14 protein-coding genes are annotated in these 15,681 nt (G+C 40.5%); 8 read left to right on the forward strand and 6 right to left on the reverse strand.

The features are described 5' to 3' along the window. The first annotated feature begins 3 nt into the window (after window positions 1-3). From ACGTJS_RS10335 to ACGTJS_RS10350, 4 genes are all read left to right on the forward strand, one after another. Entirely contained in the window at window positions 4-573 is a 570-nt protein-coding gene (locus tag ACGTJS_RS10335; RefSeq protein WP_410471992.1) for a tetratricopeptide repeat protein, read from the forward strand. Window positions 574-588: 15 nt separating this feature from the next. Beyond that, window positions 589-1,773: a dihydroorotase gene (locus ACGTJS_RS10340; protein WP_410471993.1), complete on the forward strand. Its 1,185-nt coding sequence runs from the start codon at window positions 589-591 to the stop codon at window positions 1,771-1,773. A gap of 96 nt (window positions 1,774-1,869) precedes the next feature. Then, window positions 1,870-3,468, forward strand: a complete 1,599-nt coding sequence (gpmI, locus tag ACGTJS_RS10345; RefSeq protein ID WP_315042163.1) for a 2,3-bisphosphoglycerate-independent phosphoglycerate mutase — start codon at window positions 1,870-1,872, stop codon at window positions 3,466-3,468. 113 nt (window positions 3,469-3,581) lie between these two features. Further along, complete coding sequence (locus tag ACGTJS_RS10350; protein WP_410471994.1) at window positions 3,582-5,117, forward strand: S41 family peptidase; 1,536 nt, start codon at window positions 3,582-3,584, stop codon at window positions 5,115-5,117. Window positions 5,118-5,128: 11 nt separating this feature from the next. Here the strand turns inward: ACGTJS_RS10350 and cysE are convergent, their stop codons facing one another. Next, window positions 5,129-6,067 (reverse strand): serine O-acetyltransferase, encoded by a 939-nt coding sequence (cysE, locus tag ACGTJS_RS10355; RefSeq protein ID WP_410471995.1) that lies wholly within the window; start codon window positions 6,065-6,067, stop codon window positions 5,129-5,131. Between the two features lie 72 nt (window positions 6,068-6,139). Next, window positions 6,140-7,303, reverse strand: coding sequence for a radical SAM family heme chaperone HemW (hemW, locus tag ACGTJS_RS10360; protein ID WP_410471996.1), 1,164 nt, complete (start codon window positions 7,301-7,303; stop codon window positions 6,140-6,142). Window positions 7,304-7,411: 108 nt separating this feature from the next. Between hemW and ACGTJS_RS10365 the strand changes: the two genes are divergently transcribed. The 3 genes from ACGTJS_RS10365 (at window position 7,412) to ACGTJS_RS10375 (ending at window position 10,563) form a co-directional block, all read left to right on the forward strand. Further along, window positions 7,412-8,290, forward strand: coding sequence for a hypothetical protein (locus tag ACGTJS_RS10365; RefSeq protein ID WP_410471997.1), 879 nt, complete (start codon window positions 7,412-7,414; stop codon window positions 8,288-8,290). 90 nt (window positions 8,291-8,380) lie between these two features. After that, window positions 8,381-9,757 (forward strand): MATE family efflux transporter, encoded by a 1,377-nt coding sequence (locus tag ACGTJS_RS10370; protein WP_410471998.1) that lies wholly within the window; start codon window positions 8,381-8,383, stop codon window positions 9,755-9,757. A gap of 308 nt (window positions 9,758-10,065) precedes the next feature. Further along, window positions 10,066-10,563, forward strand: coding sequence for an META domain-containing protein (locus tag ACGTJS_RS10375; protein ID WP_410471999.1), 498 nt, complete (start codon window positions 10,066-10,068; stop codon window positions 10,561-10,563). A gap of 79 nt (window positions 10,564-10,642) precedes the next feature. On the opposite strand, the gene ACGTJS_RS10380 is transcribed toward ACGTJS_RS10375, so the two are convergent. From ACGTJS_RS10380 to ACGTJS_RS10390, 3 genes are all read right to left on the reverse strand, one after another. After that, window positions 10,643-11,839, reverse strand: a complete 1,197-nt coding sequence (locus ACGTJS_RS10380) for an aromatic amino acid transaminase (RefSeq protein ID WP_410472000.1) — start codon at window positions 11,837-11,839, stop codon at window positions 10,643-10,645. 106 nt (window positions 11,840-11,945) lie between these two features. After that, window positions 11,946-13,370, reverse strand: a complete 1,425-nt coding sequence (cysS, locus tag ACGTJS_RS10385; protein ID WP_315042183.1) for a cysteine--tRNA ligase — start codon at window positions 13,368-13,370, stop codon at window positions 11,946-11,948. 154 nt (window positions 13,371-13,524) lie between these two features. Beyond that, window positions 13,525-14,421 carry an IS982 family transposase gene (locus ACGTJS_RS10390; protein ID WP_410471537.1) on the reverse strand — a complete coding sequence of 299 codons (897 nt, stop codon included), beginning with the start codon at window positions 14,419-14,421 and terminating at the stop codon, window positions 13,525-13,527. A gap of 123 nt (window positions 14,422-14,544) precedes the next feature. On the opposite strand from ACGTJS_RS10390, the gene ACGTJS_RS10395 reads away from it, so the two are divergent. Next, window positions 14,545-14,805 carry a hypothetical protein gene (locus tag ACGTJS_RS10395; protein ID WP_410472001.1) on the forward strand — a complete coding sequence of 87 codons (261 nt, stop codon included), beginning with the start codon at window positions 14,545-14,547 and terminating at the stop codon, window positions 14,803-14,805. A gap of 5 nt (window positions 14,806-14,810) precedes the next feature. On the opposite strand, the gene ACGTJS_RS10400 is transcribed toward ACGTJS_RS10395, so the two are convergent. Further along, window positions 14,811-15,653 (reverse strand): integrase core domain-containing protein, encoded by an 843-nt coding sequence (locus ACGTJS_RS10400; protein WP_410472002.1) that lies wholly within the window; start codon window positions 15,651-15,653, stop codon window positions 14,811-14,813. Window positions 15,654-15,681 lie beyond the last annotated feature (28 nt).

Consider the following 15,681-nt stretch of genomic DNA (forward strand, 5'->3'; position numbering starts at 1 on the left):
ATCATGTTTAAAAGATTATCAATTTTAACAATCAGTTTGTTAATGTCATTTTCAGCATTAGCGGTTGATGTGGCGACTTTAACCAACCAAGCGGAAAGTGGTGATGTGAATGCTCAAATGCAATTAGCAGATTATTACCGAAATCAGCAAAATTATACAAATGGATTTTATTGGACGCAAAAACTTGCTAACCAAGGAGATGCACAAGCTCAATTTAATCTTGGTTATATGTATAATAAGGGAAAAGGTGTACGCCAAGATTATAGTCAAGCAGTATATTGGTTTCAAAAGCCTGCTAACCAAGGTTATGCAGATGCTCAAAATAATCTTGGTATAATGTATGCAGATGGAAAAGGTGTAAATCAAGATTATAATCAAGCGTTTAAATGGTTTCAAAAATCCGCTAATCAAGATTATGCAGAAGCTCAGTATAATCTTGGATTAATGTATGAAAACGGTCAAGGCGTACGCCAAAATAAAGTAACAGCTAAAGAGTTGTTTGGCAGAGCCTGTGCTAAAGGCAACCAATTAGGCTGTGATAATTACAGAATTTTAAATCAGCAAGGCTATTAAAATAAAGGCAAAAAAATGAAAAACTTACTTCCCCAAAACTGGCAATTTAATGCTGAACAACTAAACAACTTAGAAACCACAAATAAATGGCTACTTCCGCCCCTTGTGGACTTATGCGGACGCTTGCGAGAGCTTGGCTACTCACAGCATGGCACATTCAAATCTGAAGGCAATACCGCCCGCCACAACGGATTTTTGCACGTCTGTATGCCACCCGATACCAACCCCGTATTAGAAAACGGCTCACTTTTCAAAGGCTTACGAGAGCGAGCTTACCAAGATGGCGGTATTCATCTACACATCTTGGGGGCATTGACCGCAGGACTAAATGGTGAACAACCTGCCAACATCGCAGGGCTAAAACAAGGCGGTGCAATCGGTGTCAGCAACGCACGTCACGCCTTTGCCAATGATGACGTATTACTCCGAGCGTTAGAATATTCCGCCACTTTTGACATGAAAGTGTTCTTTTACCCAGACGAGCCGAGCCTATCCAAAAACGGTGTCGCCCATGATGGCTATATCGCAAGCTATCACGGCTTGGCAGGGATTCCTTGGATTGCCGAAACGGTCGCTTTATCCAAACAACTGTTAATCGTTGAAGAAACAGGCGTATCCGCCCACTTTAGCCAACTGACCTGTAAATCGTCCATTGAACTTATGCGTTGGGCAAAACAAAAAGGCTTGCCCGTTACCTGTGACGTTGCCATGCACCAGTTGCATTTGACCGATGATGCCTTGATTGGCTTTAACGCCCTTGCCTATGTGTTGCCCCCACTTCGCAGTAACACCGACAAAAAAGCCTTACTGGAAGGGTTGCAAGACGGCACGATTGATGCGATTTGTAGCCATCACGAGCCGTTAGCCATGACTGCTAAACAGTCGCCATTTGCCGAGTGTACCGCAGGGATTAGCACTTACGACACCTTTATGGCGTTGGGTTGCCAATTAGTCAAAGACGGTATTTTGACTGCTGAACAATTGGTTGAAAAAATCTGTCTAAACCCTGCCAAAATCGCAGGGATTACTGACTCTGAAAATAACGGCTTTTATCAACAAACAGGCGGTGCAGTGTTAGTAAATCCAAATATAAGTTGGAAAATTAGCAAAGAAACCATGCTGTCGCAAGGCAAAAATACGCCATTTATCGGTAGTGAGTTGGTTGGTAAAGTGGAAAAGGTGTTTTTTAACGCTGAATAATTGGGTGCATTTGGCAATTTTTTTGCTAAATATAACGATTGTTGTTATCATTTATGTTAATATACGAAAAAAGTTTTTATCAATTTGGAGCAAAATATGACTGACAATGTCAAAAAAATTCCCCATGTGTTGATGATTTTGGACGGTTTTGGACATCGTGAAGACCCAAAAGACAACGCCATCGCCCAAGCGAACACGCCAAATTTGGACAAAATTTATCAAACCTATCCGCATGGCTTGATTTCGGGTTCTGGCGAAGATGTTGGCTTGCCTGACGGTCAATTTGGTAACTCGGAAGTGGGACACATGAACTTGGGGGCAGGGCGGATTTTGTACCAAGATTCTACCCGTATTCACAAAGAAATCCGTGAAAAAACCTTTTTTGACAATGCTGTTTTGACCGAAGCGGTGCAACTTGCCAAACAAAACAACGCCAACGTGCATATCATGGGGCTATTGTCAGACGGTGGCGTACATTCACACATTGATCATATGTTTGCCATGTGTGAACTTGCCTTGCAACAAGGGGCGGACAATGTTTTGGTTCATGCCTTTTTGGACGGACGAGACACACCACCAAAAAGTGCCGATAATTATTTAACAAATTTTCAAAATGATTTAGAAAAACTAAATAAAAAATACAAGGGCAACGCCTATGTGGTAAGTCTCATCGGTCGCTACTATGCGATGGATAGGGACAAACGTTGGGAACGTGTGCAACAAGCCTACGATTTATTAACCTTAGCAAAAGCCGAACGCACCGCAACCAGCGTCCTTGATGGTATTAACCAAGCCTATGCACAGGACGAAACGGATGAATTTGTCAAAGCAACGGTGATTATTCATGCTGACAAATCAGCAGATTTCGGCAAAATTCATGACAATGACAGCGTGATTTTTATGAACTTTCGTGCGGACAGAGCCAGAGAGATTAGTCAAGCTATCGTTGAAACAGATTTTAGTGGATTTGAAAGAATGGCTGTGCCAAAAATTAGCCGTTTTGTCATGCTTACCAAATATTCGGACGATTTGCAAAATAACGACTTGACAAAAATCGCCTTTTTGCCAACCGAACTTACCAATACGTTGGGCGAATATTTACAAAATCACCACAAAACCCAACTTCGCATTGCCGAAACCGAAAAATACGCTCACGTTACCTTTTTCTTTAGTGGTGGACGAGAAGCCGAATACCATGGCGAAACCCGAATTTTGGTAAACTCACCAAAAGTTGCGACTTATGATCTACAACCAGAGATGAGTGCCTTTGAAGTTACTGAAAAACTTGAACAAGCCATCAATTCTGGTGAGTATGATGTGTTGGTCGTCAATTATGCCAACGGTGATATGGTGGGGCATACAGGCGTGTTTTCGGCGGCGGTCAAAGCGGTAGAAACGCTAGACACCTGCGTACAAAAAATCGCCGATACTGTCCTTGCTAATAATGGACATTTATTAATTACTGCCGACCACGGCAACTGCGAGCAGATGATGGACTACGACAGCGGACAGGTGCATACCCAACACACCACCGAGCTTGTGCCGTTGATTTATATTAGCCAAACGGCAGACCCAAACAAAGTCAAAGTGCGTGATAATGGTAAATTATCGGACATCGCACCGACAATTTTGGCATTGATGGGCTTGCCACAACCTGTTGAAATGACAGGCGAAACTTTATTGCAAAACGCATAGTTATAGACGATGATTTCAATCATTTTGTAGGTTGGGTTAATAAGCTTTTAACCCAATATTGATAAACCGTTTTTGTTAAAACTGTTTATTAAAACCACCCAAATGGAGAATCCATGACAAATTTTTTTGTACAACCAAAAATTTTTCAATCAAACGCAAGATTAAAACCTTTGAAAAAATCAATGGTTTTAATTTTGTCGGTTTCTGCATTTTTGGGACAAACGGCAGTGGCAAACGAACCGAGCCAAAAATTAGTCAAATTAAATCCAGAACTAACCCAAGCTATGGTATCCGCCAATCCAAACATAGCTGTGCCAATCCAAAGCATTAACCAAACGCCAACGGACATACCACAAACAGCACCGACCGATATGGGCGTTGATGATGGGGGCGAGGTGGATATTCCAGACGGCTATCCAATCCCTGATGGCGTGCCGATTGCCGAGGGCGACAACGCATTAACACCGCCAGCCGATACGCAAACGCCTGCCACAAATGTGAATTTGGATAAATTAGCCGAAGAAAATCCTGATATCGGACAGACGCTTAACGTACCTTTGGGGGCGATTTCACCGACAACGGTCGCGAAATTTGTCAAAACGATTGACATTGTTCGCCAAGAATATGTAGAAAATGTTGATGATGAGCAGTTGTTTGCCAATGCGATTTCTGGGGCTTTAACCAGTTTAGACCCGTATTCGGAGTATTTGGACAGCGAAGCCTTTGAAAATTTGCGTTTGTTTACCGAAGGCGATATCGGTAGCATTGGCGTGCAAGTCAGCTTTCACCCAAGCGAGCGAATGTGGGTATTTGATGAAGTGATTGCCAACTCGCCAGCCGCCCAACAAGGCGTGCAAACAGGTTATTATCTGCACCAAATTAACGACAACAAACTCAACGAAGAGCAAACCCAACAAGATATTAATCAACTTTTATCAGGTATTGCAGGGACGCAACTAAAATTAACCGTGTCGGACAAAGGCAGACGCAAACAAACAATCACCGTACAACGTAGCCTTGTAGAACAACAATCAATCCAAGCCAAAATAGAAAAAGGCGTGGCGATTGTGCAAATTCCTGTGTTTCAAAACAACACACAACAGCAGATTTTGACAGCGATTTCGGCACTCAATCAGCCGTTTAACGCCATTATTTTGGACTTACGCAACAATCCGGGGGGTGTGCTATCATCTGCCAATGATGTGGCAAGTTTGTTTATGAGCAAAAAAACTTTGGTACAAGTCAAAAACCGTCAAGGTTTACAAGAAATCATGCAAACCTATGCTCATTCACGCCTGCCAAATGTACCGCTTGCGGTCATTCAAAACCGTTATTCTGCGTCAGCGGCAGAAGTGTTAGCCAGCAGTTTAAAAGAAAATAACCGTGCCAAAATCTATGGCGAAACCAGCTATGGCAAAGGCTCAATCCAAAGTATCGTGCCGATTAACGACAACGAAGCGGTCAAATTGACAGTCGCCCATTATTATTCAGGCAAAGGCGAAAAAATTGATGGCGTTGGTGTCAAAGCAGACGAAATTTTGACAAGCGGTGAAAAAGACTGGGAAGAACAGGTATTGCAAAGCGTGTTACAACAACCACGCCCTATTTTTTACCAGTTAGATACACCGCATAATATTCAGGCTTATTAACCAAAATTTTATCAAACTTTATCACCTTTTAATAATTGTGGGTCGATTGCGTCCAAATCTTGGGCTTGCAATTTTGGATAATCTTTTTTGCAAAAGGTTGGGTCAAGTCGGCAAATCGCATTTTGCAATTCATCAAGGCGAGCTTCTGATTGGCGGATATGCTCCAACATTTTTAAAAAGGTCAAAGCCACAGGGTCTTGGCTATTTGGGTCAATGCCGTATTGGTGAAATTCTTTTTCTAATTGTTTTAGCGTCGGATTTTGGTTAGAGTTTTCTGCACAAGGTTGTTTGTCTTGTTCGCTTGTTTTTATGCTGGTTTTTTCGCTTGATTGATTTTGTGGTTGCACCGCACTGTTATTTGCCAAGCTGTCAAGCCCTACTTTTTCTGCCAATGCTTTATCATGAATGAGCCTTGCCGCACTGCCGACCATCGTTGCCCCTTCAGGTACTTCTTTGACGACCACCGCATTTGAGCCAATTTTGGCATATTTTCCGACTGTAAAACCGCCCAACACCTTTGCCCCAGCACCGACCACCACGCCATCAGCGAGCGTTGGGTGGCGTTTGCCTTCGTTTAAGGACACGCCGCCCAACGTTACGCCATGATAAAGCGTTACATCATTGCCGATTTCGGCAGTTTCGCCAATCACCACGCCCATGCCGTGGTCAATAAAAAAGCGTCTGCCGATTTTGGCAGCAGGGTGGATTTCAATGCCTGTCAAAAAACGGTTGCCAAACGAAATAAATCGAGCCATGCCTTTTTGGTCGGCTTGCCAAATCTGATGGGCAAGGCGGTGCAAAATAATGGCGTGAATCCCGGGATAAGTCAATAACACTTCGGTGGTGTTACGAGCGGCGGGGTCACGCTCAAACACTGCTTGTACATCTTCTTTGATTTCTTGGCGAATGGCTTTGATGGTCGCATTGATTTTTTTGATGGGTGAAAACATATTTTTTTCTCTTATTTTTTTAAGTAAAATTGTTGAAAATTTTAGCACAAATTTGCATTATCCGAAATGTTTTTATTCATCAAACAAAAACTCACTTAACACCTGATTTAAAAATAAAAAACCCGTATCACTACAGCGAATATAGTCGTCAATGTGTACCAAGCCACGCTGTTGTAAATGCTGTAAAATCGGCTCAACAACTGTAAAATCCAGCCCTGTCCGCTGTTGCCAAAGCGGTTTTGGTACACCATTTTTTAGGCGTAACGCATTCATCATAAACTCAAACGGCAAGGCATTATCAGCGATTTTTTGCCAACCGATGGCAGATTGATTTGCCAAATAATCTTTTGGCAGGCGAGATTTGCTAAAGCGAAAAATGCCGTCTTCTTCGGTGCTAACTTTGCCATGAGCCCCAGCACCAATCGCCAAATAATCGCCAAATTGCCAATAATTCAAATTATGTTGGCTCGGTTGTGGGTTGTTGCGATTTGTCCAAGCGGACACTTCGTATTGTGTAAACGCATTTTTTTGTAAAAAATCACTGCCGATTTCAAAAATATCATTTAACACATCGTCATCAGGCAATACAGGCGTGTTACGATAAAAAACCGTGTTCGGCTCAATGGTTAGCTGATACCAAGAAATATGCGACACGCCCAAATCTATCGCTTGTTGTAAATCAGCAATCGCTTCAGCGATCGTTTGGTTTGGTAAGCCGTGCATAAAATCGGTGTTAAGCCTAGTAAAGCCTGCTTTTTTGGCGTTGGTAATGGCGTTAATGGCGTGTTGTTGGTTGTGAATACGTCCCAAAGCTTGCAGTTTTTTGTCATCAAAACTTTGCACGCCCAGCGATAGCCGATTAATCCCCACGTTTAAATATTGCTCAAAAGGGGCGTGTTCCACCGTGGCAGGGTTGGCTTCCATCGTGATTTCGCAAGTATTTGATAGATTTAACAAGTCTTTGATTTGATTGAATAAATCTTGATAATTTTTTATCGGCAATAATGATGGCGTGCCACCACCGATAAAAATTGAGCCAATTTCACGATTTTTGACAAACTTAAGTTGGTTTTTTAAATCGTTTATCATGGCTTTGACATAATCGTCAAACTCAGGCGTTTGCTTGATTTCATGCGAATTAAAATCGCAGTATGGACATTTTTTGACACACCAAGGAATATGAATGTACAAAGATAGCGGAATTTTGTTGATATCTAAAGGCGAGAAATGGGACATAATTTTTTTATCAATAAAATAAAGATTTGTTAAATTGAAATTTTTGGTGGATAATGGTAGCATAGACGGCACTTTTTTGCTTAATTTTTTTAAAAAAAGGTGATTGCGATGAAATTGTGGCATGGCGTAAGTATGACGATGCTTGCGTTGTCTTTGACAGCGTGTGGTAGTTCTGATGGTGAAGATATTTTAAAAAATGGGCTTGACCAAATCACCCCAGAAAGCGGTACAGGGCTGTATTTGGGCTATTTTGTGGAAAATGCAGGGGCAGATGGGCAAGCTGATGATGTGGATATCGGTGCGATGTTTGTCAATGTCAGTAGCGGGCTGTCGTCTGGCGTGTCGGCTCGCATGAGTTTTCAACAACAAGACTGCCAAGCCAACAATCTGATGGAAAGCGAAAATTCGCTGATTCGCACCGATAGAGTGCTATCAGGAGTGTTAAAAGGTAATCTTGACCCTATGCAAACGTTGGATAAAGATGAGTTAAACCGTTTGGGTTTTAAATCGCCATTTTTAGGCACTTTGACAGGCAGATTTACCGACAAACATTGGAAAGGTAATTATAATTTAACCAATTCTTATAACCCTGTGAATGTGGTGTCAAGCAACCCTTACCGTTTGTCATCAGGGATTGACGGTTGTTCGGTGAATTATACCGTTGCTCAAAAAGGTGATTTTCATTTATATCCAGCCGATTATCAATTGGGTAATTTAAACGTGCGTTTGACTGGCGTGGGTTCGGCACAAAGTTTGACATGGAGAAATCCTGTTAATGCCAACAAAATTTTGGTAAGCCAAATTGATGTGAATAATGCCAAAAATAAAGGCAACGGCTATGTGCAAAATCGTGTGTTTAACAATACATTAAACCCATTTTACACGCCAAAAAATATCGGCTCAAATGTGAATTATGCCTTTTTGGTTCAAGCATTTGACACTAATAACAACTTAATCGCTTATCAAATGATTGAAAAAACCTTATAACTTTAACGTTACATTGAATTTGTCTGTGTTTGATTTTTTAGGCTGGCAACTTTTGTCAGCCCATTATTTTTTTATTGTATCCCTGAATTTATGCAAATTTTTACACTTCCCACCAAAAAACAAGATTTAACCCAACTTTTTTTATTGACTTTACCCATTTTAATCACCCAAATTTGTCAATCAGGGCTAGGCTTGATTGATACCATCATGGCAGGTCGTGTGTCGGCGTTGGATTTATCTGGCGTGGCGATTGGGGCTGGGATTTGGATGCCGATGATGTTGCTTGCGGTGGGGATTTTGTTGTCCACCACGCCGTTAATCGGTGAAGTGATTGGACAAAAACGACTGGACAAGGTCGCCTTTATTACCCAACAATCGTTGTGGCTTGCGTTGGCGGTGGGTTTGGTCGGTTTTGGCGTTGCCAATCAGTTGCACCATTTTTTTGATGTGATGAAAGTGCCTGACAATATCCAAAGCATTGCCAAAGATTATCTGTTTGGCATTTCGTTTGGCTTTCCTGCGGTGTGTCTGTACACTACGCTACGCTGTTATACCGAGAGCCTAAAGCACCCAACGGTGGTGACGGTGATTAGTATTATTGGGCTTTTGTTGAATATTCCGATTAATTACGCCTTTATTCATGGCGTGCCAATGCTGAATTTGCCTGCGTTGGGCGGGGCGGGGTGTGGCTATGCGTCTGCGGTGTGTTTGTGGCTCAATGTGCTAATGCTGGGTGGTTATTTGGCATTGTCAAAACAAGCAGATTTTAAAAATCAGCGTTTTTTTGTCAATTTTAGTTCACCAAAAAAACAACAATTACTGAGCCAATTAAAAATCGGTATTCCGATTGGTTTTTCTATTTTTTTTGAAGTCAGTGCGTTTAGTTTAGCGTCATTGATTATCAGTCCTTTGGGTGAAATTGCGGTGGCAAGCCATCAAGTAACTTTAAGTATCTCTTCACAGTTATTTATGTTTCCCTTTTCAATCTCTATGGCTTTGACGATTTTGGTGTCAAATCGTTTTGGGGCAAAAGATTATCCAGCATTAAAACAAATTAAAGTATTGGGCGTGATTGTGGCTACGTCATTGGCATTGACAACCATGCTGTTCACTGCTATTTTTCGCACGCAATTACCCAGTTATTTTAGCCAAAATCCACAAGTTATTCATGACGCAAGTGTGCTGTTGTGGTTTGCGTTGGCGTATCAGATTTTTGACGCTTGGCAGGTGAATTTTGCAGGGATTTTGCGTGGCTTACAGGATACGACTGTGCCGATGTTTATCACGTTGTTTTGTTATTGGGGTGTGGCGATTCCGCTTGGGGCGTATTTGGTGCGTTACACTGATACAGGCGTGCAAGGCGTGTGGATTGGGCTTGTTACCGCATTAGGGTTGGCTTCGGTGTTATTGGGTTATCGTTTACTTTATCAACAAAAACATTTAAAAAAATCTTGGCAAATTGGTTAAAATTGATAAATACGTTTGGCTACAATTTTATGCTTTTGTTTAACCAAAAATTTTGTTAAATTGAGAACCTGTATTTACAACATTACGCAGTAATATTTTACAATTTTTAAAAACAAACATTTATTTGCTTTTGCATGAAAAATGGCTAAATCTTGCTTTTCTTCGTCAAAAACTTGTTTGATAGAATGACTATCAAACTGCATTTTTTCCTTGCTGTTTACTAAAAGCAAAGCTGGCGATTTATCTCATTTTTCATTGCAAAAACGTTGTGAATACAGGTTCTAAAGGTTTTAGTTAAGGAAAATACCATGAAAATTTTTCAATTAAGTTTCATCGCTATGATGGTGATTGCACTTTTAACAGGTTGCCAAACCATGTCAAACACCGCAAAACACATAACAACCAATCCAGCAAAAGCCATCATCATGCCGTTAAGTGATAGTAAATTGCAAAATTACCGTTGGCAACTGGTGTCTGTCACCGATAAAGTGGGCAATGCCACCCAAAAAGGATTATTTTTTGACAAAAATAAACCGCTAATTGTCAGTTTTAACAAAGGTGGGCGAGTGGTATTGGAAAACACGTGTAATAATTTGTCAGCAAATTATATGCTCACCAATGATAATGTGGTGGTGGGCGATATGGTGGCAACTCGTATGATGTGCGAGCCTGCGTTGATGGCGTTTGATAGCCTTGCCCCAAGTACGTTACAAGGGCAGTTTAAACTGACACAAGGCGAACATGGCAAGCCTGTTTTGACGGTGACAAGTGATAACCAAATTAATGTGTTTGAGCCTGTGAAATAATTTTTGGTAGATTGTTAAAAACCCCTTAATTGTGTATTAAGGGGTTTTTATTTTTAACAATTTTACAAAAAGTCAAAAATTAGTCTTTTAACACTTCCGCCATGGCATTGGCAACGTAATCAATATTGCTAGAATTCAATCCAGCCACCGAAATACGCCCATTTGACACCATATAAATCCCAAACTCACTGATAATACGCTCAACTTGTTTTGGCGTTAGACCTGTGTAGCTAAACATACCGTTTTGCTTGGTGATATATTCAAAGCTACGCCCTGCGATTTTGGCTTCAAGCGTATCCCGCAATTTTTGACGCATTTCTTTGATACGGTCACGCATGACGTACACTTCTTGTACCCATTCGTTAAACAAGGCTTCGTCATTCATCACGATATCAACGACATGACCGCCATGTGAAGGTGGGCTTGAGTAGATACGGCGAATGGTGAATTGTAATTGACCTTGTACCAATTTGGCTTCGTCCGCAGTTGGGCAAACTACTGACAAACCGCCGACACGCTCGCCATAAAGCGACAGATTTTTTGAAAAAGAATTGCTCACAAACAACGACAATCCCAAATCCACCGCTTTACGAATGGCATACGCATCACTGTCCATATCTTCGCCAAAACCTTGATAAGCGATGTCCATAAAGGCGATTAATTCTTTGGTTTTAATCACGTCAAGCACTTTGTCCCATTGTTCATGGGTCAAATCAATACCTGTTGGATTATGGCAACATGGGTGTAATAGCACCACATCATTTTTGTTTAAACCGTTAAGAAAGGCAACCATTTCATCAAATTTAACACCGTTTGACGCTTGGTCGTAGTATGGATATTTGCCGACTTCAATGCCTGAGCCTTCAAAAATGCTGATATGATTGCCCCACGTTGGGTCAGAGACATAGCATTTGGCTTGTGGAAACCATTGGTGAATAAATTCTGCACCAACTTTTAACGCACCAGAACCACCGATAGTCGCAGTCGTTGCGACACGCTTGTCTTTTAGCACTTGCGAATCTTTGCCAAATAACAAGTTTTGGCAAGCAGTGCGATAACCCACCAAACCGTCCATTGGCAAATAAGGACGTGGTTTTGGTGGATTGGCGATTTGGGCTTCGGCTTTTTGGACGCTGTTTAAAACAGGCAAATTGCCGTTGTCATCAAAATACACGCCCACACCAAGATTGACTTTGTCGGTGCGTGGGTCTTCTTTATATTTATCCATTAAACCCAAAATTGGGTCGCCTGCATAATGTTCAACGTGTGAAAACATCGTTTACTCCTTTTGGTTAAAGTTGTTTTTAAACAACGAAAAAATCTTAACTAGCATAAACCACACTGCACAAAATTACAATCATTTTAGTGATTTATTTTTAGGTTTAAACTCTCCGCCAAGTCGTCCCTGCCCTCGTATCTTCTAGCTCTACGCCTTTTGCTTTTAGCTCTTCACGGATTTGGTCGGCTTTGGCAAAGTCTTTATTGGTTTTGGCTTGTTTTCTCTCATCAATTTTTGCCAAAATCTCATCTTCTGACAAGCCGTTATCATCGCCTATCACCGCTTGCAAAAACTCAGTTGGGCTACTTTGGGCAATGTTAAGCGGTTCGGCTAGGGTTTTTAGGAGTTTGGCAAAATGTTTGGCTTGTTCATCATCGCCATTTTTAAGGGCTTTATTGATTTCACTTGCCACGCTAAACAGCACGCTTGTGGCTTTGGCGGTGTTAAAATCATCATTCATGGCAAGCATAAATTCTTGCCCAAAATCGCTTTGCCAAAGATTTTTATCAATGTCAATTTCATTAAAATCAAAGGGTTTTAGGGCGTGATAAAGCCGTGATAAAGCGGTGTGAGCTTCTTTTAATGCCGTATCAGAAAAATTAATCGGACTGCGGTAATGGCTTGACAAAATAAAAAAGCGAATGGTTTCGGCATGAAAATCTTTTAACACATCACGAATGGTAAAAAAGTTGTTTAAAGATTTGCTCATTTTTTCGCCATCAACATTGACAAAGCCAACGTGTAGCCAGTTGTTTGCGTAAGTTTTGCCTGTTGCACCCTCGCTTTGTGCGATTTCGTTTTCGTGGTGCGGAAATTGCAAATCATGCCCACCGCCATGAATGTCAAAGGTTTCGCCAAGACAGCAGGTACTCATTGCCGAGCATTCAATATGCCAGCCGGGGCGACCCACACCCCAAGGCGACTGCCATTTAGTCTCGGACGGTTCATGTTCTTTTGCCGATTTCCACAGCACAAAGTCAAAGGGGTTTTTTTTGTCGGTTTCTACGTTGGTGCGTTCGCTTGCCCCTGCTTGCATTTCGTCAAGTTTGCGTTTTGAGAGTTTGCCATAACCTGCAAAATTATCCACCGCATAATAGACATCGCCTGTTTGCCCTTTGTAGGCAAGGTTTTTTTGCTCAAGCGTGGTGATGAGATTTTGCATTTGGTTAATATAATCAGTAGCTTTTGGTTCGGCAGTTGGACGCAAACAGCCTAAATTATCGGCATCTTCGTGCATGGCTTTGATAAAACGTGCAGTTAAATCAAAAATAGATTCGCCGTTTTCATTGGCTCGGTTGATGATTTTGTCGTCAATGTCGGTGATATTTCGCACGTAATTGACATCAAACCCAAGCTGTTTTAACCAGCGAAAAATCACATCAAAACTCACCATGACACGAGCATGACCAATGTGGCAATAATCGTAAACCGTCATGCCACAAACGTACATACCGACTTTGCCTTGTTCAATCGGCATAAATGGCTGTTTTTGGGCGGTCATGGTGTTGTAAAGGTGTAAATTGTTCATGTCATTCATGGGCGTGCCTTTTCAATTATATTTGTAAAATTTGTAAAATTAAACCGTTTATCATAACCAATTTTTGTGAAAAATGCTATAATTAACCTCAATTCGATATAAAAAATCATTTAACTTATTGAAAAAATATAAACAAATAAGAAACCTACAATAAAGAATACCCCAACAGGACATTTTTTAATGTAGGCTTCTTTGTTTGATGACAATAAGCAATCAACCCTGCCAACAAATTACTCATAAACCCAACATAACTACGATGCCTTGAATGCTCAATTTGACACATATTCTTTAACTCATCAAACACAGTTTCAATCAAAAAACGGCGTTTAAGCAATCGTCTATTTAACCATGAAATATCTTTAGATTTCATATTCTTTTTAACATTCGTGATTAACTCAATATCTAAATGCTCATCAAGCCAATCTGTCAATGATTTATCAATATAACCTTTATCAGCAAAGAGTTTACCAAAAACATGAGATTCACAAAGTCTTTTCACAGGTTGCCTATCATCAACATTGCCTTTGGTTACGGTTAGATTGACCAATTCACCTTTATCATTGATAATGACGTGTAGTTTAAAGCCAAAAAACCACCCCATACTGCTTTTACCTCGCTGTGCTGTTTCTGCAAATACTTTGTTGCGGTTGATACGGTGATTATCACATACGGCTAAACTGGTTGAGTCAATGTAGTTTATGCCTGTGCAGTTGTTTTGCATGAGAGATTGTAGGTAGTCACACATGGGAACTATTGCTTTTTCCATGAGTTCTACCATTCTTGTGTAGCTTGGTAGGTTTGGAAAGGCAGGTTTTAGCCATTGGGTGAGGTAGTTGTAGTAGAAGGCTTTAAATTCTCTGTATTTTATTTGGTGAAATACTACCAATATGGTGATGATTTCTGATAAACTAATACGGCATGGTTTGTTTCGTGTTTTTTTACTGCTTTTGCTCTTTTGGGTTAGCATTTTCTTCTGTTGTTCGTTTGTGTATGTTTTGCAATAGTCGTCTATGTGGCAGTATAGTGCTTCGAGGTTGTCCATGTAAGAAGTCCTTGTTAGGGTTGTTTGTGGTGAATTTACTTTAACATATTGGGCTTCTTTTTTTTAGTTTTTTCTTATGTCGAATTCAGGTTAATTAACGTATTAATTGTTAAAGGAATAGACATGAAATTTTTAAGTGTGATAGTTGCTTTGTTGTGTGCCAATTTCGCCTTTGCCGATAGCGAATTGACCCAACAAGAAAAAGCGTTTGGCTGTGTCAAACCAAAAACCGAACAAAAATTTGATTATGTTGAATGTATCAACCAAAAAAACTTTGCGATTGTTGGCAATATTGTACAAACACCGCATGGTGATTTTCCTTATCCGCTCGGATTGGTGGATAATAACGGCAAACTAATTTTACCAAATGAATATCATGTGTAAGAACCTCAAGCGTTATTTACACTTTGTTTAAAATAAAACTCCAACCACTCATAAGGAGTAAAGGTTTGAGTTTTGCCAGTAATATCATCTTTTTTAGTTAAAGATGAATGGGGTTTAACGGTATTATAGAAATTAAGAAATCTTGTTAATTCTTGCTTTCTATGTTCACTACCTGTAAATTCACATTGTTCATGCCACATTTCCATGAGCGTACGTATTACTCGTTCTGCTTTACCATTGGTTTGTGGTTTGGCAACTTTGGTGAATTTCTGATTGATGTTGTTATTATAACAGGCTTTGACAAATTCATGGTCTTTTGTGCCTTTATATTCTGTGCCATTGTCAGAATAAATCACCTCAATCGTATAAGGGCAAGGTTTAATAACTTGTTCTGTCAGAAACTTAGCCGCACTAAAAGCTGTTTTGTCTGGCATAATACAAGCATACAGTTCACGAGAATAATCATCAATGGCAACAAACAGATATTCTCTAGGGCTGTTGCTATTTTGTCCTTTGAGCAGTGGTAGGCGTTTTGTATCTACGTGTACCATCTCACCAGGATAGGATTTATTATAACGCTTGGCTTGTTTTTTGAGTTTGTCTTGTATACTCTTTTCAACTTTAGCTAAGCGTTTAATGCCAAATTTCGCTTGTTTAAAGCGATTATTGACACTGGTTTGTGGTTTTAGTAACTTCACTCTGGCAAGTTTCAATACCTTGTAGATTGTTGGTCTTGATACTTTGTATTCTTCAGCAAGTGATGTTACGCTTTGTTTGTTTTGATGATAGGCTATCCAAATAGCTTCTCTTTCAAACGGTAGCAGTCTGGTGTTTTTATGTATGTTCATTTGCAGTATTTTATCCTAAATACTGTAA

This window comes from Faucicola mancuniensis (assembly GCF_046523945.1).
GTDB classification, from domain to species: domain Bacteria; phylum Pseudomonadota; class Gammaproteobacteria; order Pseudomonadales; family Moraxellaceae; genus Faucicola; species Faucicola mancuniensis.